This is a genomic window from Candidatus Palauibacter sp. (assembly GCF_965213655.1).
Lineage (GTDB): Bacteria > Gemmatimonadota > Gemmatimonadetes > Palauibacterales > Palauibacteraceae > Palauibacter.
This window is the reverse complement of the sequence record NZ_CBDBZT010000003.1, coordinates 629010-650518: the sequence shown is the minus strand read 5'-3', so window position 1 is coordinate 650518 and position 21509 is coordinate 629010. Positions and strand designations below refer to the sequence as shown.

Sequence of the window (21509 nt, the reverse complement as noted above, 5' to 3'; positions counted from 1 at the left end):
GTCGCCCGGGGAGACGACCCGACCGGATCCAGGCTCGCTACATCCCCTGGTGGGCGCCCATCAGGAGCCAGTGCAGCATCAGGCTCCCGTCGTCGCCGCGCGAATAGAGCGCCGCGTAGTGGCCCCCTCCGGCCCCGTCCGGGCCTTCGGTGCCGTAGGTGCCGATGCCCACCGCATGCCCCTCATCGAGGTCGTGCGCGGACCAGGCCGACATGCCGCTGAACGTGACGCCGGCGTCGAACAGCGCCTGCAGCCCCTCCTCGACGGCTGCGCGGCCCTCGCGGGCCCGCTCGCCGGGCAGCATGGCGACTGCGTCCTCGGTAAAGGTGTTCGCGACCATGGAGGCGTGCCCCATGTTGTAGTGCGTGACGAAGTAGTCGCCGCTCGCCTGGATGAGATCACCGCCCATGCCTTCCGGCATGTCCATCATCGCACCGGCCGACATGGTCTGATCGGGCGTGTCGAGATTGGCGACCATACCCTTCAGCGCCCACTCTCCGTCCATGTTCTCGGCCACGCCCATGTAGTAGCCGGAGTTGCGCGCGTCCCCACCGGTCAGCACGTAGTGTCCGCGCGCGACGACCTGGTCGCCGAACGCCATCGCCGCGCCGGGGTGGATCGCGATCTCCGAACTCCCCGCGTCCATCCGCGACTGGAGCCCCTCGCCGATCGCTTCCCTTCCGTAGAGCATGGCCCCCGAGCTGCCCCAGAGGAGCCCATCCTCGGCGAACTTGCTCGCAACCATGCTGCCGTGACCCATGTTGTAGTGGGTCTGCCAGTAGTCCGTGATCGTCGCCATGGCCGCGTCGGCGTCGGGCATGGCCTCGGCCATGTCCTCCGTCATCGCGTCGTCCATCGCGGCATCGTCCGTCATCGCGGCTTCTTCCGTCTCTCCCCCGCCGCAGGCGATGGTGAGGGCCAGGGCGAACGGAGCCAAGGTGCGGATGCGCATCGGGGTACCTCCTTCGGCAATAAACCGTCGCGCCCTCCGCACGCGTACGTTTCGATGCGGGGACCGTCGACGAGACAAGGCGTAACTGTCGGAACGCTACGCGTTTCAAGGCGGATCCGTCAATGCGGCGTGCAGGCGGACGCACCTGCCGAGGTTGGCCAGCCATTCACCCCCCGCTTACGTTGGGCGCCCGGGCGACGGCCCGGCCAATACCCGCGACGCCCACCTCCGAACCGGAAAGCCCACAGCATGGTCCAGATCGTGCGCAGCACACGCCCTCTCTTCGTCATCCTGTCGCTCTCGCTCCTGATCGTGGCCACGGGTTGCATTCGACCCTTTGCCCGTCCCGCCCCGGGTCCGTCCGCGGCGGGCGGAGACGGCCCCGGCGCCCGCCCCGGCGGTGGGGATGACGACGACGGGCCGGAGCCCTATTCCGAGGTCGTGACGGAGGAAGCGGTCACGGACTCGGGGATGGTCCACGTCCATCGGGTGGACGACAAATGGCTGTTCGAGATTCCCGAGGCGTTGCTGGGACGCGAGATCCTGCTCGTGAGCCGTCTGGCCTCGGTTCCGGAGGGGATGGGCTACGGCGGCCAGAAGGCGAATACTCAAGTCATCCGCTGGGAGAGGAACGGGCCCGACGACGAGCGGATCTTCCTCCGCGTCGCACGCCACACGAACGTGGCGGACGAGGCCCTTCCGGTGGCGCAGGCCGTGCGGGGCGCGAACTTCGAGCCGATTCTGCGGGCCTTCGACATCGAGGCGCTGAACGACGACTCGACGAGCGTCGTCATCGACGCCACACCCCTGTTCGAGTCCGACACCCCGATGCTCGGGCTCAGCCAGGGCCGCCGCGACGCATACCGGGTGCGCTCGCTGGATTCGAACCGCACCTACGTCGACTGGGTCAAGAGCTTCCCCCGCAACGTCGAGGTGCGGCACGTCCTCACCTACAACGCGCAGACGCCCCCCTCGAACGCGAGCACGAACTCGATCTCGATCGAGATGAACCAGTCGATGGTCCTGCTCCCCGACGAACCGATGGAGCCCCGCATCTTCGACGAGCGGGTGGGCTTCTTCAACGTGAGCCAGGTGGACTACGGCCGCAGCGACCAGAAGGTGGTGACGCGCACCTATGTGACGCGCTGGCGCCTCGAGCCGAGCGACACGGCGGCCTTCCGGCGCGGCGAACTCGTCGACCCGGTGCAGCCCATCATCTACTACCTCGACCCGGCCACGCCGGAGAAATGGCGCCCGTACCTCATTCAGGGGATCGAGGACTGGCAGGAGGCTTTCGAGGCCGCGGGCTTCAGCAACGCGATCCAGGGGCGCATGCCGCCCTCCTTCGAGGAGGACCCCGAGTTCAGCCCGGAGGACGTGCGCTATTCCGTGATCCGCTGGTTGCCGTCGCAGGTGCAGAACGCTTCGGGACCCCACGTTCACGATCCGAGGACCGGGGAGATCCTCGAGAGCGACATCCAGTGGTATCACAACGTCGCGAACCTGCTGCGCAACTGGTACTTGATTCAGACGGCCGCCGTGAATCCCGCGGCCCGCCGCGCCCTCTTCGACGATGAGGTGATGGGCCGGCTGATCCGCTTCGTCGCGGCTCACGAGGTCGGACACACCATCGGACTTCAGCACAACATGAAGTCGAGTTCCGCCTTCCCCGTGGACTCGCTGCGAGCCCCGGGCTTCGTGTGCCGCCAGGGGGTCGCACCCTCGATCATGGATTACGCGCGCTTCAACTACGTCGCGCAGCCGGAGGACGAGGGGGCGTGCGTCGACCTGCGGATCGGCGAGTACGACCGCTTCGCCATCAACTGGGCCTACCGCCCCATCCTCGATGCGGACGCGGACGAGGAGCGCCCGACGCTGGACGCGTGGATCCGTGAGGTCGAGGACGACCCGGTCTACTACTTCGGCAGCTCGACACCCATCGACCCCAGCGCGCAGACGGAAGCCATCGGCTCCGACGCCATGGAGGCGAGCGATCTCGGGATCGAGAACCTGAAGCGGATCCTCCCGCAGCTCATCGAGTGGAGCAGCGACGGGCGTGAGGGAGAGAACTACGAGGAGCTGGCGGAACTCTACAACAACGTGATCGGCCAGTGGAACCGGTATATGGGCCACGTAGGGACCGTGGTCGGAGGGGTCACGCGGACGCGGAAGCGCATCGGGCAGGAGGGCGCCGTCTACGAGTTCGTGGATGAGGCGACGCAGCGGCGGGCCATGGACTTCTTCGCGCGGCAGGCCTTCGATCCGCCGGCGTGGATGGTCGACGAGGACATCCTCTCGAAGATCGAGAACCCGTCGACGGTGGACCGCATGCGGAGCATTCAGGTTCGCGTCGTGAACATGATCCTCGACCCGGGCCGCATGCAGCGGCTCATTGAAGCGGAAGCCCGGAACGGGGGCGACCACTACAGCCTTGGAGAGCTGTTCGAAGACCTGCGCGCCTCGATCTGGGTGGAGCTGGACACCGGCGCCCCGATCGGGGTCTACCGGCGCAACCTCCAGCGGGGGCACCTCGAGCGGCTCGAGTACCTGATGACGCAGGAACTCTCGCTTCCGCTGTTCTTTTTCGGCGGCCTCTCCGACTTCTTCACCTCGGTGGACGTGTCGCAGTCGGACATCCGGGCCTTCGTGCGGGGCGAACTCCACGGGCTCCAGGACGCGATCGAACGCGTGCTCCGGCGGCGGCTCGACCGCACGACGGAACTGCACCTGCGCGACGTCCTCGCCAGGATCGACGACATCCTCAACCCCGACTGAGCCGGCGGAGTCGCCGGAGCAGGGACCCGCTTCAGCGAAAGTGCAAAGGGCCGGGGGGAGACCCCGGCCCTCTTTGCATCGGAGGGAGCTTCTAGAAGCGGACGCGGAGGCCGAGTTGCGCGCGGCGCGTGTCGCCGAGACCGCTGCGGATCGTGCCGTCGAAGTTGAACAGGAGCCCCGTCTGCGCCGTGTCGAGGAAGTTGTCGGCACCGGTCAGGTTGAAGACCTCGAGGATCGGTTCAAGCGTCCGCCCACCTCCGATGTCGAAGGCCTTCGATACTCTCAGGTCCCAGGTGAAGAAGTCGTTCTCCCGCCGCAGCGTGTTGCGCTTCAGAACCGAACCGTCGGCGCACACGCGGTCCGCCGGGGCGCCCGCGCGCTCGCCTGCCGGGGAGGCCAAAGGGTTGGCGGCGGTGGGGCCGCAGCTCTCCGATACGGGTGACGCGGAGAGGTAGCGGAAGACGTGGTTGAGGACGACGCCGCGCCCCAGATCGAAGAGCAGGAAGCCGGTCATCTGGTGACGCCGATCCCGGATCGACCAGTTGTATTCCGGCTCGAAATCGGTTGCGGTCGCGTAGAAGAAGTTGAAGGGATCACGCTCGTTATCATCATCCGACTTGTCGAACCCCATGGTGTAGTTCGCCTCGAAACTCATCCTCCCGCCCAACGCGTCCTCCCCGTGCAGTCCCAGGGTGATGGCGTTATAGCGGGAGCGCGCGCTGCTCTCCGTGACCGTGACGGTCCCCAGTCCGTTCGCTCCCTCCGCGAAGGGCGCGCCGAGCTCCGCTGCGTTGCGGTCCACAAAGCGGAACAGGTTGTCCGTGCGGGCGTGCTGCAGCGACAGGGTCACGGCCGTGTTTTGGCTCAGCGCCTGCTCGACGGCGACGTTGAAAGACCAGGTCCTCGGCAGCTCCAGGTTGCGGTCCGCGATGTTCACACCCGGCTGGAACGGCGGTGTACCGGGTGGAGGCGGTGTCAGGAACTCTCCGATCTGCGGCGGCGGCGGAAGGAACGTCGTGTCGCTGGCCGCGAACTGCGTCCCCTGGAAGGCGCCGTTCGTCGTGCGGTGCTGCGCGAACACCAGCATCGGGATGCGCGAGAAGTAGGAGCCCGCGTTCAGGCGCACGAGGGTGCGCCCATCGTTGCGGGGATCCCAGGCGAGCCCGAAGCGCGGCTGGAAGTTGTCGAGGTCGTCCGGGATCCTCCCGTCCGATGGGAAACCCGAGGTCCCGATCCATGGCCCGTAGAAGGTTTCCTCCGGCTCGATGAACATCCCGGGGTGCCATGACCCTTCCCAGCGCAAACCCAGGTTCAGGGTCAGGTTGTCGCGCGGGCGCCAGGTGTCCTGGATGAAGAGCGCGAGTTCATCCATCGTGAAATCCTGCCGCCCCAACTGGTCCTGCGGCGTGTTTCCCAGCGTGAGCGCCTGCAGGTAGAGCAGCACAGGGCCCGTTATCGTCGTCCCGGGCGGACAGACGCCGACCGGGCTGTCAGAACCGTCGGAGCAGGTGACGTACTGGTTCCCCTGCGTGACGAAGTTCATGAAGCCGTCGACGGAGGAGAACTTGTAGAGGCCGTTCGCGAAGCCGATGAACTGCTGGCCGACCCCCGTCCGATTGTACTCCGCGCCAATCTTGAGCAGGTGGTCCCCCGCCAGGAAGGAGAGGTTGTCGGTCAGCTGGATGCGGTTGTCGTAGCCGGGGTCGATGGGGAGGAAGAAGGGCAGCCCGATGCGGAAGCCGTCCGCGAAATCCATCGCGATGTCCGGGAAGGGGCGGCCGCCGACCGCGGCGAAGGCGGGCTGCGGCGGTGCCGAGGCGCCCGGAATCAGGGGGCCTTCGTACCCCCGCGGCCGATCCTCGCGCGCGTACTGGAAGCGGAACTCGTTCGAGACGGTGTTGGAGAGCTGTGACCTGAGGCTCGCGTTGACGGCGTGGGAGAAGTTCTCCTCGAGACCGTTGGCGCTCAGGCCCCAGGAATCCACGTCGAACGTCCCGTTCACCTGCTGTGACCACGTGTAGTTGTACTTGAACGACGCCTGGTGGCGGTCGCTGAGGTTGAAGTCGAGCTTCGCGATCAGCGCCCGGTTGTCGTCGGTGCGGCGGATGGGCCCGAACTCGTCGTCGAAAAGACCGGGCCACTGCCTCTGGAGGAAGCCCTCCAGCTTCTCCAACTCGGAGCGGTTCACGACGTTGCGCGTGAACTGCTTCGTTTCGTTCGCTTCCTGCTGATCGTAGGCGATGAAGAAGAACGCCTTGTCCCTCACGATGGGGCCGCCCAGGGTGAATCCGAACTGGCTCCGGCCGAACTCGGGCTTGCCGCCCCCGCGTTCGCCGGGGTATGCGGTCGATATGGCGTCCCACTGGCCGAAGTAGTGCGCGGAACCCGCCAACTCGTTCGTACCCGACTTCGTGATGACGTTCACGAAACCGCCGGCCGAGCGCCCGAACTCGGCGGACGCCCCCTGGTTCACGACGACCAGCTCTTCGATCGCGTCCTGACTGAAGGTGAAGGCGGGGCGCTGGCCGCCGCGCTGTTCGCCGAAGAAGGGGTTGTTGAAGTCCGCGCCGTCGACGGAGACGTTGTTGAAGATCCCCCTCTGGCCGCCGATGTTGAGCACTTCCCCGTCGGGACCCTGGGATACGGACACGCCGGGCGTGAGGAGGGTGTAGTCAAGGAAGTTGCGCCCGTTGTTCGGGAGGTTGTCGACTACGTCCTCCGCGAGGCGATGGGAGCCCGCTGGGTCCTCGGTATCGACGAGCGGTGTCCGGTCCGCGGTGACGGCGATCTCGGCCACCGCCACGGGCTGGAATTCGAGCGCGAGGTCCAGGATTTCACCCACGCGGAGCACGAGCCCCTCGGCGCGCTCGTCGCCGAGCTGACCCGGAGCCCGGGCGGTCACGTCGTAGATCCCAAGCGGAAGCAGCGTCCGCACGAACGCCCCGCTCGAGTTCGTCTCGACCGTCGTGGTGAACCCGGTGGCGCGGTGCTCGATGACGACGGAGGCGCCGGACACCGGTGCCCCCACCGGGTCGCGGACCACACCGCGAATCACGCCCGTCGTCGCCTGGGCCTGAGCGGCTGCGTCCGCCGCGGCGGCAAGGAGCAGCATGAGCATCGCGAACAGGCCGGTGGACCAGCGTCGGAAGACCGGAGCCCGGGATGGCCGCATGGCGCAACTCCTTCTCTGTGGTGGGGTCATGAGGTCGGGGGTCGGGAATATGGGCCCGGCAGGATTCGAACCTGCGACCTTGGGATTATGAGTCCCCTGCTCTAACCAGCTGAGCTACGGGCCCGGGCGCTGTGCGCAACGTACGCGCCGCGCGATCACGGTGCGACTTCCACCCCGACGGTGGCACCTTCCCGCTCCGTGACCTCTCCGATCACGGCAGCGGCGTAGCCCGCCGACACCAGCGCGGACAAGGCAGCCGACGCCTCGTCCGCGGGGACGGCCGCCAGCAATCCGCCCGACGTCTGCGGATCGAGGAGGAGCGTTCGCAGCGTTTCCGGGACGGCTTCATCCCACTCCACGTGCGGCTCGTATGCGTCCCGATTTCGGGCTGTTCCGCCCGGTGCACACCCCTCTTCGGCAAGGCGGAGTGCACCGGGCAGGAGTTTCGGGGCCGAAGCCCGGATACGGGCGTTCGCATCCGAGGCGCGGCACATCTCGAGCAGGTGGCCGAGAAGTCCGAAGCCGGTGACGTCGGTTGCCGCGTGCACCTCGAAATCGGACAGGACAGCCGCCGCGTCACGGTTCAGATGACGCATGGAGTCCACAGCCACGAGAAGGTCGTCGGGGTCGGTGACGCCCTGCTTGAGCCCGGTCGTAAGGACGCCCGTTCCGAGCGCCTTCCCCAGCACGAGGGCGTCTCCCGGTCGCGCCCCGCCCTTGCGCCACAGGCGATCCGGGTCGCCGAGCCCGATGGCCACGAGCCCGAACTTCGGCTCGGCGTCGTCGATCGAGTGTCCTCCGGCCACGGCGATCCCGGCCTCGCGGCACACGTCTGCGGCGCCGCGGAGGATCGCGCCCACCGTCTCGTCGGAGAGCGTCCCGGAGGGGACGGCCAGGATGTTGAGGGCGAAAAGCGGGCGGGCCCGCATCGCGTACAGATCTCCGAGCGCGTTGGCGGCCGCGATGGCCCCGAAATCCGCCGGATCGTCGACGAGCGGGGTGAAGAAATCGAGACTCGCGACGATGGCTGCCCCATCGTCGAGCAGATACACCGCGGCGTCGTCCGGACCCTCGAGTCCCACGAGGAGCCGGTCATCCGGAAGGTGCGGAACGTGCTGCAGGATGCGGCCCAGATCCTCCGGGCCGAGCTTGCACGCTCAGCCGGCTCCGTGCGAGTACTGGGTCAGGCGGGCCGCTTCGGCCGAAGGGGTGTTCATGACGACCGAAGCTACGGTCACGCGGCGCGTCTCGCAGGCGTTCCTACCAGTTCCGCTCCACCACCGGATCCTGGAAACGGTTGCGGCCCATCACGCGGTCGCGAATCGCCGCCTCCGCGTCTCCGGCCTGTTCGAGAAGCGCCGCGGCCTGTTCCGGCGACAACATCTCCATCTCGCCGGAGCCCGCGGCAGCCGCCGCACCGGCCCCCGCACCCTGCGGCGACTGCCCCTGTCCGCCCTGCTGCTCGTCACCGCCGCTCTCTCCCTCCTCCTCGAGCCAGCGTTCGACGAGTTCGAGGTTCCAGCGCGCATCCTCGTCATCGACGCGACGGCGGAGGACCTCGCGGAAGGCCTCGCGCGCGGACTGGAGGGCGCCCCGGCGGGCCGAGGGGTCGCTCTGAGCGAACCGGCCGTCGAGAGCCGTGCTCAGCCCGAGGTTGTAGAACGCGCTCTCGCGTACCTCGTCCCGCTCGCTCCCGATCGAGAGTTCGAGCGGGGCCTGCGCCTCGCCGACCTGCCCGTCGTGGAGGAGCGCCGTCCCGAAGTTGTAGTGGTCGATCGGCCGGTCGGAGGATGCGGCCCGCTCCCTGTAGCGCGTGACGGCCTCGGAGTCGGACGCCTGCGGATCGCCGGCCCCGGTCTGACCGGAGGCCTGGGTGGGAGCCGCCTGCGGTGCGCCCGCGGCAAATGCCGCGAGCGAGGCCGCTGCGGCCGCTAGACCGAAGATCGTGCGCATCCGTGTCGACTCAACCACGTGGCAACAGGAACCCTTCTCCCCAGAGGCTGACGAAGGCGAGCAGCAGCAGCGCCGCCACGGCGGCATCCTCGGTCGACGTCAGGGGCTCCCGGCCGCCCTGGCCCAGTTCCCGTTCGATCGCGTCGATACCGTCCGCGCCGTCAACATAGCGACCACCGGTACCGAGAGACATCTGCCTCAGCGAGGCGGCGTTCAGACGCGTAACGACGGGGCCGCCATCCGGTCCCTGGAGTACCGAAGCTCCGCCCCGACGACGCGCGGCCATCGTCGGATCGAGCGAGGCCTCTCGCGTCAGGGGGATCTGCCCGCCGACTTCGGTTCCGATCCCCACCGAATGGATGACGATCCCTGCGTCCCGGGCGCGCCCGATCGCCTCCCCGAAGGGCGCGCCGGCGGTTTCCTCGCCATCGGAGAAGACGACGATCGACTTCTGCGCCCCGTCTTCTCCGCCGGCGAGGAGGTCGATCGCCTGCGTGAGGCCGGAGGCGAGCGACGAGCCGCCCAGCCCCACGGCGGCGGGTCGCACGCCCTCCGCCAGCATCTCGATCGCGCTCACGTCCGTGGTCAGCGGCGAAAGGACGTACGCGCGACCTGCGAAGTAAACGACGCCCATCCGGCCATCCGTGCGCGTCGCGAGGCGGCCGGCCAGTTGGCGCTGCACCTCCAGCCGGCTCGGCTCGACGTCCGCCGCCAGCATGGAGTTCGAGGCGTCGAGCACGAGGATCGTCTCGGCTCCTCCTTCATCGAGGCGCCGGGCCTCCGTCCCGCCCGAGCCGGAGGCGAGCGCGATGGCGACGACGCCCGCCCCGAGCAGCGCCACGCGAATGGGTGGAACCGCGTGGGCGGGCAGCCGCACGTAGCGCTCGAGCAGCGACGTCTCGGCAAGTTTGTCGCGGTCGGCGCTCGACCGTCGCGAGGCGAGCAGCCTGAGCGCCACGGCCAGGGCTCCGATCAGGAGGGCGAGCGGGAGCGGGGCCATGGTCAGGCCCAGACCCGGCGGGCGCGCGTGGCCGCCATGAGGAGTTCGAGCATGACGAGCGCGAGCGCCGCGATGAGAAGTTCGCGCCGCATCCCGACCCGCTCCTCCGTCCGCACTTCCTTGATCGGAGTGGTCTCGAGTTCGTTGATCCGTTCGTAGATCCGGGTCAGCCCTTCGGGATCGGTGGCGCGGAAATAGAGCCCCCCCGTGCTGGTCGCCATGCGCTCCAGGAGTTCGTCGTTCACATGCACGCGGATGTTGGCGTACTGGTACCCGAAGGCGGTACGAGCCACAGGCACCGGCGCGACCCCGTCACGGCCGACACCGATCGTGTACACGCGGATGCCGAGGGAGGCCGCCGCGGCCGTCGCCTCTTCCGGCGAGATGCCGCCGCTGTTGTTGTCTCCATCGGTGAGCAGGACGACGATGCGAGATTCGGGCTCCAGGTCGCGGAGCCGGTTCGCCGCGGTGGCGAGCGCGACGCCGATGGCCGTCCCATCCCGAAGTTGTCCCGCCTCGAGCCGCTCTACCGCGCTCTCCACGACCGCGTGGTCCAGCGTCCCCGGGACCATCGTGAGGGCCTCCCCCGCGAAGGCGACGAGGCCGATCCAGTCCGATTCCCGACCTTCCACGAAGCGGATGACCTCCCGCTTCGCGACTTCGATGCGGTTATCGGGCCGAAAATCTTCGGCCAGCATCGAACTCGAGATGTCGACCGCCAGCATGATCGCCACGCCCTCGCGCTCCGACTCCACGCGCTCCCATACCCGCACCGGGTTGACGAGCGTGATGATGACGAGGGCCAGGGCGAGTGAGCGAAGGGCGGGCGGGAACCACCACCAGAACTGTCCGCGGCCGCGCCCCCGGGATCCGGTGAGACGGGCGATGTCCGGGTACGGGAGACGGACCCGGCCCGAGCGCATCAGGGCCCACCCGAGGGGCAGAAGCGCAAGGAGAAGGAGGAAAGGCCAGCCGGGGAGCGCGAATTCGCTCACGTGGCGCCTCCCGTTCCACCCGGGTCGATTTCGGCGGCAGCGTCCCCGCCGGCGCCCTCCTCGCCGGCGCCGGGTTCGCCGGGTTCATCGTCCGCAATCGAGTCCGCCATGTCCGCGCGCACGAATGCCGCGCCGACATCGATGTCACTCAGCGGGCCCTCCCGCTCCGTCCGCAACCGTGCGAAACGGGCCATGATCGAGTGGCGCAGGGCGGCGACGAGTCCCACGTCGGAGTCTCCAAGCCCGAGGAGTTCCTGCGAGGGCGCCCAGCCCCGCGTCACCCGGGCGTAGCGCCGCAGCGTCTCTTCGTAGCTGTCGTAAAACCGGTCGCCGCTCACCTGCCGCCCGACCCAGTGTTCGCGCAGCCGCTCGAATTCGCGCAGCGCCAGGTCGCCGGGGCCAAGGGGGCCTTGGGCGGCGGCCGCGGCGGCGCGGCGGCGACCCCACGTCCACCACGCGAGTCCGGCGAGCGCTGCGGCGAGCAGGAGCAGCCACCATGGCAGCGTCCGCAGACTCAGCAGGGGGCGGGCGTCCCTCAGCTCGAGCGGATCTTCCGAGGCTGGAAGCACGCTCACGACGGGGACAGCGGGCGGCTGCAGCCGGCGGGTCACGCCGCCCGCTGCAGCGAGTTCGACCTCCACCGGAGGGATGAAGAGCGTGTCCGCGCGCCACGCCCGGACGGTGTATTCCGCCTCCCAGCGCCGGCCCTCTTCCACGGACCGGATCTGGACCGGCCCTGTCTGCTCGATCGCCTCCGGCACGTCCAGGAGCGCGGGGAAGCGCACCTCACCGGATCTTTCCTGCCCCACGACGAGGCGGACCGTGAACTCCTCTCCGACCCGCACGGACTCGGGGAGCACGGTGGCCTCGAGGTCGACCGCGGACTGGGCGGCCAAACCCGGGGCAGGCGCCAACCCCAGGGCGAGGGCGATCCGGACCACGCATCGGGATACCCTCACCGGAGCCTCCGCCGGCCGCGAGCCGCGAAGAAGCCGGAGAGCCCGGACTCATACGGCGTGTCGGTGCGCAGCCGCATGAGATCGACGTGGCAGCGGGCGCAGAGCCGCTCCAGCGCCCGCGCTCCCGCGGTCGAGTGCTCCGCGAGCCGTTCCCGAACCGCCGCATCCCCGAGGTCGACCACGGCGCGATCCCCCGTTTCGGGGTCCACGACCTCCACCCAGCCCGATTCGGGGATCGTCGTTTCCGCGGGATCATCGACCGCGAGCGCCACCACGTCGTGGCGGCCCGAGAGCCCCAGCAGCGGTCGGGCGAGGTCCCCGGCGCCCACGAAATCCGATATCACGAACACGAGGGAACGCACGGTCAGCATGCGCGCCGCGGTGGCAAGAGCCAGATCGAGGTCCGTGCCCTTCCCCTCCGGCCGGACGGACACGAGTTCATGCAGGAGGCGAAGGTTTCGGTTGCGGCCCCGCGCCGGCCGGACGTAGCGCTCGATCCGGTCGCTGAACAGGAGCATGCCCACCGGGTCCCCGGCACGCATCGCCGCCAGGGCGAGGGTGCTCGCCACTTCCGCGACCAGATCGCGTTTCAGGGCCTTGCGGGTACCGAACTCGTTCGAGGCGGAGACATCGACGACGAGGAGAACGGCGAGTTCCCGTTCCTCCACGAAGCGCTTCACGTACGGCCGCCGCATGCGGGCGGTCACCTTCCAGTCGATCGCCTGGAAGGGGTCGCCGGGCTGGTATTCGCGGACCTCGGAGAACTCGATGCCGTGTCCCCTGAAGAGCGACGGGTACGGGCCCAGGGCCGGATTGTCCATGAACCGCCGGCTCGTCAACTCCAGCCGCCGGACCTCTTTCGACGCGGCGGCGGAGTCGGACGTCGGCGCCGGCCGCCGCGGGCGCCACAGGAAGTCGGGCAGCCTCACGGCACCGGCACGGTCTCCAGAAGATGGTCGAGGACGTGATCGGCATCGATCTGTTCCGCCTGCGCCTGGAAGGTGAGGACGAGCCGATGCCGAAGAACATCGCGGGAAATCGCCTTCACGTCCTCCGGGACGACGAACGCGCGACCCTCGATGAACGCGTGCGCGCGGGCCGCTCTCGCGAGGAATATCGTGGCGCGCGGCGAGGCCCCGAACTCGATCCAGTCCACGAGTTGGGCCAAGCCGTGGGCCGCGGGCTCCCGCGTCGCCAGTACGAGCTGGAGGATGTAATCCTCGAGCCGCTCGTCCACGTAGATCCCCGGCAGCATGGCGCGCGCGGCGAGGATGCGATCGGGCTCCACCACGGCTTCGACGGGCGGCGGATCTTCACCCGCCATGAGCCGCATGATGGACCTCTCCTCTTCGGGCGCTGGATAACCGACCCGGGTCTTGAACATGAACCGGTCCACCTGCGCTTCGGGAAGCGGGTACGTACCCTCGTGCTCGATGGGGTTCTGAGTGGCCATGACGAGGAACGGCACGGGGAGCGGATGCGTTTCCTCTCCGATCGTGACCTGGCGTTCCTGCATCGCCTCCAGCAGGGCCGACTGCACCTTGGCGGGCGCGCGGTTGATCTCGTCGGCGAGGACGATGTTGGCGAAGATCGGGCCCCGCTTCGGCGTGAAGGTGCCCGTTTTCTCCTCCCACACGAGCGTTCCCACGACGTCGGCGGGAAGCAGATCCGGCGTGAACTGGATGCGCCGGAACGTGGTGTGGATCGTCTCGGCGAGGGTGCTGACCGTGAGCGTTTTCGCGAGCCCGGGCACACCCTCGAGCAGAATATGGCCGCCCGTGAGGAGACTCATGAGGACGCGGTCGAGGAGGGCGTGCTGGCCGACGATCCGCTTGGCCAGTTCGTTTCGTACCTCGGCCACGAAGCTCCCAGCCTCCCGGATCGCGGCCTGCTGGGTCTCGAGATCCTCCCCCGAGATCCGTTGGGCCGTCCCGGCTTCTCCGTTCATGCGTCCTCTCGCTGTCGCAGTGATGGTCGGTCTGCCAGCCGCCCGATCTTCACTCCCGAACCGCCCCGGAGCAAGCCGAGCCCGCCGCCCGTGTGAGCGCCGCCCGTTCCTTTGCAGACAATTCACGGGTCGCGCCCGCTGCGAGCGCACCCAGTCGGATCGGCCCGAACGACGTCCTGCGCAGGCTCCGGAGCCTGACGCCGAGTGAGGCCAGCATGCGCCGGATCTCCCGGTTTCTTCCCTCGGCGATGACGATCTCTACGGTGGGAGACGAAGTATGGGGAGGCGTGATCCAGCGAGCGCGGCGGGCCCGGGCGGGCCCGTCTTCGAGCGCCACGCCCGCCCGGAGGCGGTCCGGAAGATCCGCCGTCACGGGCCCCACGAGCGCAGCCTCATAGACCCGCTCGATGCCGGTCCGCGGGTGGAGGAGCCGATGCACGACATCCCCGTCGTTGGAGAGGAGGAGGAGACCCTCGCTCATGAAATCGAGCCGGCCGACGTGAGGCAGGTGACGGGTATCGGAGGAGAGAAGATCGTAGATGATCGGGCGTCCGCCGGGATCGTGCCGGGTGCATGCGTACCCCGGCGGCTTGTGGAGCGCCAGCCAGAGCGTCGGCTTCAGACGGATGGGGCGGCGGTCCACTTCGATTCGCCCGGACTTCGGGTCCACGGTGGTCCCGGGCTTCGTCACGACCTCGCCGTTTACGCGAACGCGGCCGCTGGCGATGAGTTCCTCGCTCCTGCGGCGCGAGGCCACGCCTGCCCTGGAAAGGTATTTCTGCAATCGCATAAGCCGCCCGTCCCTCAGTCCGCGGAAGATTCTTCCGCTGGCGGCTCGCCGGACGTCTCCGGTTCGGCACGCACGAGTGAGACCGACAGGTCTTCCGGCGCCGGCAGATTGTCCAGCGACTGCAGGGCGAAGTGATCCAGAAAACGGGATGACGTCCCGTAGAGGAGCGGCCGCCCGAGCCCCTCTCCCCTCCCCACGATCTCGATCAGCTCCCAGTCCTGGAGCGTCCGCAGCACCGACGTGGACGCGACCCCCCGGATCTCCTCGATCTCGATCCGCCCGATGGGCTGCCGGTACGCGATGATCGCGAGCGTCTCGAGCGCGGCGCGGGAGAGTGTCGGGGGCCGGGGCACCGAGTCGAAGCGCTCGAGGTATGGGGCGAATTCCGACCGCGTGAGGATCTGGAATCCGTCCCCCAGCTGGTAGACCTGGAAGGCGCGTCCGTCGGTGTCGTAGTGCTCGCGCAACGCGGCGAGCGCTTCACGGACGCGCCGGACATCGAGTGCGTCGTCGGCCCGGGCCAGCTCGCGGGCGGTGAGCGGCGTCTGACTGGCGAACAACGCGGCCTCCACGATCTGCTCGGGACTCACGCGGTCTCATCTCCCCCCTGGTCGCGCGCGCGGCTTCCGAAAAGCCAGATCGCTCCGAACCGCTTCACCTGCTCGAGCCGCAGGAACTGCTGCCTGGCAAGCTCCAGACAGGCGAGCAGCGCCGCGACGACATGCTGCCGTTCCTGCCTCGAATCGAACAGCCGATCGAATGGCACCCGCCGGCTCTCGCCCAGCAGATGTCGGATGACGACGATCTTGTCCTCGACCGGGACGATTCGGATGGGGGCGATATGCGTCGCCACGGGATCCGGGGCCCGGATATCGCCGAGGACGGCAAGGAAGTCCTCGAGTGTCGTCGCCAGCTCCTCGTCCGCGGCCTCGCGCGGCGGTCGCGGAGGCAGGAATCCCTTCGACATGTGACGCCGCCGCTCGAGTTCGGCGGCTCCCAGCGTCCGGGCGATCTCCTGAAACAACTCGTACTCGAGCAGGCGCCGGACGAGTTCCGCCCGTGGATCGTCTTCCCATTCCGCGTCGCTGCGTCCCGGCAACAGGAGCTGCGCCTTGATGTGGACCAGGGTCGCGGCCAGTTCCAGAAACTCCCCGGCGCGATCGAGTTCCAGGCGGTCGAGGCCGTCGCCGAGGGCTTCCTGGAACTGCCTGGTGATGGTGGAGATCGGAATATCGAAGATGTCGATGTCCTGCGACCGGATGAGGTGCAGGAGCAGATCCAGGGGGCCCTGAAAGCGGTCGAGCTCGACGACGAACGGCCGCGCCGCCTGCTGGCTTGGAAGTCGGTTCGGAACCGCCGTCAAGTAGCCTCCCCTGGACTCGGGCCGACGGGAACCGGAGGTCGCCGGCCACTCTCCGCGTAATGTAGCATGGGCGTCCCCGCAGCGCGTAGCCCCGATACACGCGTCCGAGCCGCATGTCGGGGTTGGACGGATCCGGCGAGTCTGGTATGTTCTTCCGTTGATTTTCGGACGCGTGCGAGGGTCCGCCTGCGGACCGCCACGCCCGTCACACCGGGAAGAAGAAAAAGAAGGAATCGAATGCCGAATAACGAGAGTCAGAAGAAGCGGCTGCGCCAGTCGCAGGCGAGGAGGCTCCGGAATCGCCAGGTGCGGTCCGAGATCCGGACCCGGACCAAGCATCTGCTCGCGACGGAATCGCGGGAAGAGGCGACGCCGGCGCTGTCCGAGCTGTACCGCGCGCTGGACCGAGCCACCCGCCGCAACATCATCAAGGCGAACACCGCGGCTCGTCAGAAGGCCAGGGCGGCAAGACACGTAGGGAGGCTTGCCTAGCAGCGTTTCCCCACGGCCCGCTAGGACTGGTAGCGGGTCTCGCCGCCGACGATCGTACGCTTCACGCGGCCCGTCACTTCCCAGCCCGCGAACGGCGTGTTCCGGCTTTTCGAGCGGAAGCTTGCCGGGTCGACCGTCCACGCTTCCTCCGGATCAAACAGGACGAGGTCCGCGCGACTGCCGGGCCGCAGGGTCCCGCCCTCGATCCCCATCAGCCGGGCCGGCGCGGTGGACATGCGCTCGATGAGGTCGAAGAGCGTGATATCCCCCGGCGTCACAAGTTCCCTGATGCACACGGCGATCGCGGTCTCGAGGCCGACGATTCCGAAGGGCGCGTCGTCGAACTCCCGTTCCTTCTCCTCGTAGTGGTGCGGCGCGTGGTCCGTCGCCACGCACTCGAGCACGCCGTCGATGAGCCCCTGGCGCACCGCGAGGCGATCGGCCTCGGAGCGGAGGGGCGGATTCATCTTGGCCTCGGTCCGGTACCCGCGCACCGCCTCTTCCGTCAGCGCCATGTGGTGCGGTGAAGCCTCGCCGCTCACCCGCACCCCGCGCTCGCGCGCCAGACGAATGAGTTCGACCGCCTCCCGGGTCGAGACGTGCTGCACGTGTACGTGCCCGCCGGTGAGTTCCGCGAGGTAGATGTCTCGCGCCACGACCGTGGCCTCGGAGGCATTCGGGATCCCGCGCAGGCCGAGCGCGGTGGCGACGGCGCCTTCGTTCATGACCCCGCCCGCCGAGAGCGCCATGTCCTCCGCGTGCTGAAGCACGGGGATCCCGAACGACTGGGTGTACTCGAGCAGGCGCCGCATGAGCGCCGGATCGTGGATCGGGTGCCCGTCGTCGGTGACCGCGACCGCGCCCGCCTCGACAAGCCCGCCGATCTCGGTCATCTGCTCGCCGGCGAGGCCGAGCGAGGCGGCGGCCACCGGGCTCACGCGGGCCCCGCCCTCGCCCTTCCGGGCCCAGCGCCGCGCCTCCTCCCGCACGAATCCGACCGCGGCGGGGTCGTCGAGCGGCGGATCCGTGTTCGGCATCGCCCAGATCGTCGTGAAGCCGCCCGCCGCCGCCGACTGCGCGCCCGTGCGGACCGTCTCCTTGTGTTCCGCTCCCGGTTCCCTGAGGTGCACATGCACGTCGATCAGCCCCGGGGCGACGACGAGTCCCCGCGCCTCGAGTCGGGGGATGCCGTCCGGCCCCGTGAGGTTCCGCGCGACCGCTTCGATCCGACCGTCCCGCACAAGAACGTCCCGTACCCCATCCGTCCCCGTGGAGGGATCGATCACCCGTCCCCCGGTGAGAAGGAGCGATCCGCTCACGGTCCCTCCACCTTGGCGTCCTCCGCCAGCTCCGGCCGTCCTCCGGCGAGCAGGTAGAGGACGGCCATGCGCACGGCGACCCCGTTCGTGACCTGCGGCAGGATCACGGAGCGGGGGCCGTCCGCCACGTCGGAATCGATCTCGACGCCGCGGTTCATGGGCCCGGGGTGGAGAACGATCATGTCGTCGCCCGCGCGCGCCAGCCGTTCGGAGCTGACGCCGAACACGCGGTTGTACTCGCGCAGCGAGGGGACGTAGCCGCCCTCCATCCGCTCCAACTGAAGCCGCAGCACGTAGAGCACGTCACACCACTCAATCGCTTCCTCGATCGACGCCAGGCGTTGTACGCCCAGCTCCTCGATCCCCGCCGGGATCAGCGTGTGCGGCCCGCACACGGCGACCTCGGCCCCGCACTTCAGGAGCCCCCAGATGTTCGAGCGCGCGACGCGCGAGTGCAGGATGTCGCCGGCGATGCAGACGCGACGGCCCGCGATGGCGCCGAACCGGTCCCGGATGGTCAGGAGGTCGAGAAGGGCCTGCGTGGGGTGCTCGTGCCGCCCGTCGCCGGCGTTGATGACATTGGAGGGGATCCGGTCCGCGAGGAACTTCGCCGCCCCGGACGATCCGTGGCGCACGACGACCATGTGAATGCGCATCGCCTCGAGATTGCGCGCCGTGTCAACGAGCGTCTCGCCCTTCTGCACGGACGACCCGACCGTGGAGATGTTCACCGTATCGGCCGAGAGCCGCTTCTCCGCGAACTCGAAACTGATGCGGGTCCGGGTCGAGGGTTCGAGGAAGAGGTTGACGATGGTCTGTCCGCGGAGGACCGGCACCTTCTTGATCTTCCGCTCGCTGATCTCCTTGAACGGCTCGGCGGTATCGAGAATGGCCTCGATCTGGGCCCGCGTAAGCGATTCGAGCCCGATGAGGTCCTTTCCGAGCCCGAGTTCGCGGCCCTGGGCCGTCATGCTCCCGCCTCCGGGGCGGCACGGAGGGCGACGATGTCGACGCCCCAGTCGCCGTCCGTGTCCGCGACGCGCACTGCCACGTCCTCGTTGGGTCCGACTTCGATCACGCGGCCCACGTAGTCGGCCTGGATCGGGAGCTGGCGTCCCCCGCGATCCACGAGGACGCAGAGCTGGATCCGGCGGGCGCGGCCGAAATCGGACAGCTCCTGCAGCGCGGCCCGGATCGTTCGTCCCGTGTGGAGCACGTCGTCGACGATCACGATGTGCGCGTCTTCGATGGACTCCGGAATGCGGGTCGTTCCGACCGTGGGGAGCGCACCGAGCTGCTCGAAGTCGTCCCGATAAAGCGTGATGTCGAGCGAACCGATGGGCACGGAGCCGCGCATCGGCTCGAGGTGACGACCGATCTCGGCGGCGATCGAATCGCCGCGGCGGTGGATGCCGATGAGGATGAGGCGGGCCTCGGGCTCGATCGCCCGGTCAAGCTGCGCGGAAAGCTCGGCAAGGAGCCCTCGGGCAGCGGCCTCGTCGAGGACGTTGTGCGTCAGTTTCGTCTCGGCTTCGCTCGATCCGTCACGGGCGGCTCGGCGCTGGCAGCCCGTGGCAAGAGCCCGCTGCGGGCTGCCGAGGCGGCCCCGGTCGGGCGGGAGTATAGATCGCGCACCTGCCACGATCAACGTCGCACCGCCTCCCGTCTCCCCCGCACCGACCCGCGTTGCCCCTCGCGAGACGGCCCCGGTAGGTTCGGGCATGCGCATGCGACCCGACATCTTCCGGCGCGCCGCACAGTGGCTTCTGCTGCCGGCGCTCGTCCTGCCCGCGTCTCTTCCCGGCACAGTCTTCGCGCAGGACGCCCCCGCGCTCACCGTGGAGGGACCCGCCGTCGTCCTGACCGACGTTCCCTTTTCGCTCACGCTGCACACGGAGGATGGGGAGAACGCCCGTTATCGGGTGACCTCGGCCTCGGGCCGGGAACTGGCCGCGGGCCCCCTGCCTCTTCGGTCCGAGACAACGGTCAACGGCCTGCGGGCCGCGCGGGGCGACCTCCCGCTGACCGTGGAAGTGACCTCGGATCAAGGGACAGCGAGCGAGACCGTGGAGCCTCCGCGGTTCCCCGGCTGGATCAGCCTGTTGCCGCCGATCATCGCTATCGCCCTCGCACTGATCTTCCGGCACGTCGTGGTCTCGCTTTTCTTCGGCATCTGGCTGGGCGGCTGCTTCATCGCGGGACTCAACCCCGTTGCGGGGCTCTGGCGGACCGTGGACACCTTCATCGTTCCCTCGCTGGCGGACCCGGACAACGCATCGATTCTCATGTTCTCCGCCCTGCTGAGCGCCATGGTGGGCGTGATCTCGCGCTCCGGGGGCACCCGCGGGATCGTCGAGGCGGTGCGCCCGCTCGCCACGACACCGCGCCGCGCGCAACTGGCGACTTTCTTCGCGGGCGTGGGCATCTTCTTCGACGACTACGCGAACACCCTCATCGTCGGAAACACCTTCCGGCCGATCACGGACAAGCTGAAGGTGTCGCGCGAGAAGCTCGCGTATCTCGTGGACTCCACCGCCGCGCCCGTAGTCACGATCGCGTTCGTGTCCACATGGGTCGGGTTCGAGATCTCGCTGATCCGCGACGGACTCCGCATCGCCGCCGAGCAGACCCCCGACCCCGCGCTGGCGGGGGCCCTTGCCTCCGCGAGCCCGTTCACCGTGTTCCTGAGCAGCATCCCGTACCTCTTCTATCCCATCCTCGCCCTGTTCATGGTTGCGGCGGTCATCGTTACGCAGCGGGACTTCGGCCCCATGCACGGCGCGGAGATGAGGGCGCGCACCGGCGGCGGCGTGTTCCGGCCGGGCTCGCAGCTCATGGTGAACACGGAGGAGACGGGACTCGACGCGCCGGAGGGCGTGCCGCTGCGCTGGTACAATGCGGCGATCCCCGTCCTGACGGTGGTCGTGACGGTTCTTCTGGGGTTGTACTTCGACGGCCGAAGTGTGGTGGGTCGGGGCGCATCGCTGTGGGACACGTTCGGGGAGGCGGACCCGTTCAAGGCGATCCTCTGGGGCTCGCTCGCCGGCTGCCTCGTTGCGATCGGGCTGGCAACGGGGCAAAGGATCCTCTCGCTCAGCCAGGCGCTCGACGGCTGGCTCGCCGGTATTCGTGCGATGACGATGGGCTTCGTGATCCTGACCCTCGCCTGGTCGCTCGGCGAGGTGACGAGTCAGCTCGCGACGGCGCAGTACCTGACCCAGATCCTCGAGGGCAGCCTCGCGCCCGAGTTGGTGCCCGTCCTGACCTTCGCGACGGCGGCGGTCGTCAGCTTCTGCACCGGCACCTCGTGGGCCACCATGAGCATTCTGCTCCCGCTCGTGGTGCCGCTCGTCGTCGCACTGGGCGGCGCGGCCGGATTCGAGACGGGGGACGGCGGCGTACTCCTGGTGAGTTCGATCAGTTCGGTTCTCGCCGGATCCATCTTCGGCGACCACTGCTCGCCGATCTCCGACACGACGGTCCTGAGTTCCATGGCTTCGGCGTGCGATCACATGGACCACGTGCGGACGCAGCTTCCGTACGCGCTCGTAGTCGCCGTGGCCGCGATGCTGTTCGGCCATGTGGGGACGTCATACGGGATGTCGCCCTGGATCGCCCACATCCTCGGAATCGGTGTCGTCGTCGTCGTCCTGCGCTTCGTCGGAAGGCCCGTTCCCGCGGGAACGTGACCCGGCAACCATCGTGACTCGGAAGCGTGACACACAAGTGATAATCCATTATCATTACACCTTCGGTTCTCACGCTCTGCTCTGTGTGCTCCCGGCAACGAC

Annotated in this window: 18 protein-coding genes and 1 tRNA gene; 3 read left to right on the top strand and 16 right to left on the bottom strand. The window is 68.6% G+C overall.

Annotated elements, in window-relative coordinates; all coding sequences use genetic code 11:
• Positions 1 to 37: 37 nt before the first annotated feature.
• Positions 38 to 952, bottom strand: coding sequence for a hypothetical protein (locus ACOOGH_RS05030; RefSeq protein ID WP_420447883.1), 915 nt, complete (start codon positions 950 to 952; stop codon positions 38 to 40).
• A 249-nt stretch (positions 953 to 1201) separates the two neighbouring features.
• On the opposite strand from ACOOGH_RS05030, the gene ACOOGH_RS05025 reads away from it, so the two are divergent.
• Entirely contained in the window at positions 1202 to 3727 is a 2526-nt protein-coding gene (locus ACOOGH_RS05025) for a zinc-dependent metalloprotease (protein WP_420447882.1), read from the top strand.
• A gap of 91 nt (positions 3728 to 3818) precedes the next feature.
• On the opposite strand, the gene ACOOGH_RS05020 is transcribed toward ACOOGH_RS05025, so the two are convergent.
• The 12 genes from ACOOGH_RS05020 to ACOOGH_RS04965 form a co-directional block, all read right to left on the bottom strand.
• On the bottom strand, positions 3819 to 6899 hold the full coding sequence (locus ACOOGH_RS05020; RefSeq protein ID WP_420447881.1) for a TonB-dependent receptor: 3081 nt from the start codon (positions 6897 to 6899) through the stop codon (positions 3819 to 3821).
• Between the two features lie 50 nt (positions 6900 to 6949).
• A tRNA-Ile gene (locus ACOOGH_RS05015) sits at positions 6950 to 7023 on the bottom strand.
• A gap of 31 nt (positions 7024 to 7054) precedes the next feature.
• A complete protein-coding gene (selD, locus tag ACOOGH_RS05010; RefSeq protein ID WP_420450060.1) occupies positions 7055 to 8116 on the bottom strand; it encodes a selenide, water dikinase SelD in 1062 nt (353 codons plus the stop codon).
• Positions 8117 to 8159: 43 nt separating this feature from the next.
• On the bottom strand, positions 8160 to 8852 hold the full coding sequence (locus ACOOGH_RS05005; protein ID WP_420447880.1) for a hypothetical protein: 693 nt from the start codon (positions 8850 to 8852) through the stop codon (positions 8160 to 8162).
• Positions 8853 to 8862: 10 nt separating this feature from the next.
• The gene (locus ACOOGH_RS05000; RefSeq protein WP_420447879.1) at positions 8863 to 9852 is read right to left on the bottom strand and encodes a vWA domain-containing protein; all 990 of its coding nucleotides are present in this window, start codon (positions 9850 to 9852) and stop codon (positions 8863 to 8865) included.
• 2 nt (positions 9853 to 9854) lie between these two features.
• Positions 9855 to 10847 (bottom strand): VWA domain-containing protein, encoded by a 993-nt coding sequence (locus tag ACOOGH_RS04995; RefSeq protein WP_420447878.1) that lies wholly within the window; start codon positions 10845 to 10847, stop codon positions 9855 to 9857.
• Positions 10844 to 11806 (bottom strand): hypothetical protein, encoded by a 963-nt coding sequence (locus ACOOGH_RS04990; RefSeq protein WP_420447877.1) that lies wholly within the window; start codon positions 11804 to 11806, stop codon positions 10844 to 10846. The genes ACOOGH_RS04995 and ACOOGH_RS04990 overlap by 4 nt, the downstream gene beginning before the upstream one ends.
• On the bottom strand, positions 11803 to 12735 hold the full coding sequence (locus ACOOGH_RS04985) for a DUF58 domain-containing protein (RefSeq protein WP_420447876.1): 933 nt from the start codon (positions 12733 to 12735) through the stop codon (positions 11803 to 11805). Before ACOOGH_RS04985 ends, ACOOGH_RS04990 begins: the two co-directional genes overlap by 4 nt.
• Complete coding sequence (locus ACOOGH_RS04980) at positions 12732 to 13754, bottom strand: AAA family ATPase (RefSeq protein WP_420447875.1); 1023 nt, start codon at positions 13752 to 13754, stop codon at positions 12732 to 12734. The genes ACOOGH_RS04985 and ACOOGH_RS04980 overlap by 4 nt, the downstream gene beginning before the upstream one ends.
• Positions 13755 to 13803: 49 nt before the next feature.
• Entirely contained in the window at positions 13804 to 14544 is a 741-nt protein-coding gene (locus ACOOGH_RS04975) for a pseudouridine synthase (protein WP_420447874.1), read from the bottom strand.
• A 14-nt stretch (positions 14545 to 14558) separates the two neighbouring features.
• Positions 14559 to 15134, bottom strand: a complete 576-nt coding sequence (scpB, locus tag ACOOGH_RS04970) for an SMC-Scp complex subunit ScpB (protein ID WP_420447873.1) — start codon at positions 15132 to 15134, stop codon at positions 14559 to 14561.
• On the bottom strand, positions 15131 to 15907 hold the full coding sequence (locus ACOOGH_RS04965; protein ID WP_420447872.1) for a segregation and condensation protein A: 777 nt from the start codon (positions 15905 to 15907) through the stop codon (positions 15131 to 15133). Before ACOOGH_RS04965 ends, scpB begins: the two co-directional genes overlap by 4 nt.
• A gap of 237 nt (positions 15908 to 16144) precedes the next feature.
• Here ACOOGH_RS04965 and rpsT point away from each other — a divergent pair, with 237 nt between their 5' ends.
• Positions 16145 to 16399 (top strand): 30S ribosomal protein S20, encoded by a 255-nt coding sequence (gene rpsT, locus ACOOGH_RS04960; RefSeq protein WP_420447871.1) that lies wholly within the window; start codon positions 16145 to 16147, stop codon positions 16397 to 16399.
• 20 nt (positions 16400 to 16419) lie between these two features.
• Here rpsT and ACOOGH_RS04955 read toward each other — a convergent pair whose 3' ends face one another.
• The 3 genes from ACOOGH_RS04955 to pyrR are packed head-to-tail and all read right to left on the bottom strand — an operon-like array spanning position 16420 to position 19447.
• Positions 16420 to 17718, bottom strand: coding sequence for a dihydroorotase (locus ACOOGH_RS04955; protein ID WP_420447870.1), 1299 nt, complete (start codon positions 17716 to 17718; stop codon positions 16420 to 16422).
• Complete coding sequence (locus ACOOGH_RS04950) at positions 17715 to 18689, bottom strand: aspartate carbamoyltransferase catalytic subunit (RefSeq protein ID WP_420447869.1); 975 nt, start codon at positions 18687 to 18689, stop codon at positions 17715 to 17717. The genes ACOOGH_RS04955 and ACOOGH_RS04950 overlap by 4 nt, the downstream gene beginning before the upstream one ends.
• On the bottom strand, positions 18686 to 19447 hold the full coding sequence (pyrR, locus tag ACOOGH_RS04945; RefSeq protein WP_420447868.1) for a bifunctional pyr operon transcriptional regulator/uracil phosphoribosyltransferase PyrR: 762 nt from the start codon (positions 19445 to 19447) through the stop codon (positions 18686 to 18688). The genes ACOOGH_RS04950 and pyrR overlap by 4 nt, the downstream gene beginning before the upstream one ends.
• Here pyrR and ACOOGH_RS04940 point away from each other — a divergent pair.
• On the top strand, positions 19440 to 21407 hold the full coding sequence (locus ACOOGH_RS04940; protein ID WP_420447867.1) for a Na+/H+ antiporter NhaC family protein: 1968 nt from the start codon (positions 19440 to 19442) through the stop codon (positions 21405 to 21407). The genes pyrR and ACOOGH_RS04940 overlap by 8 nt on opposite strands.
• The last annotated feature ends 102 nt before the right edge of the window (positions 21408 to 21509 follow it).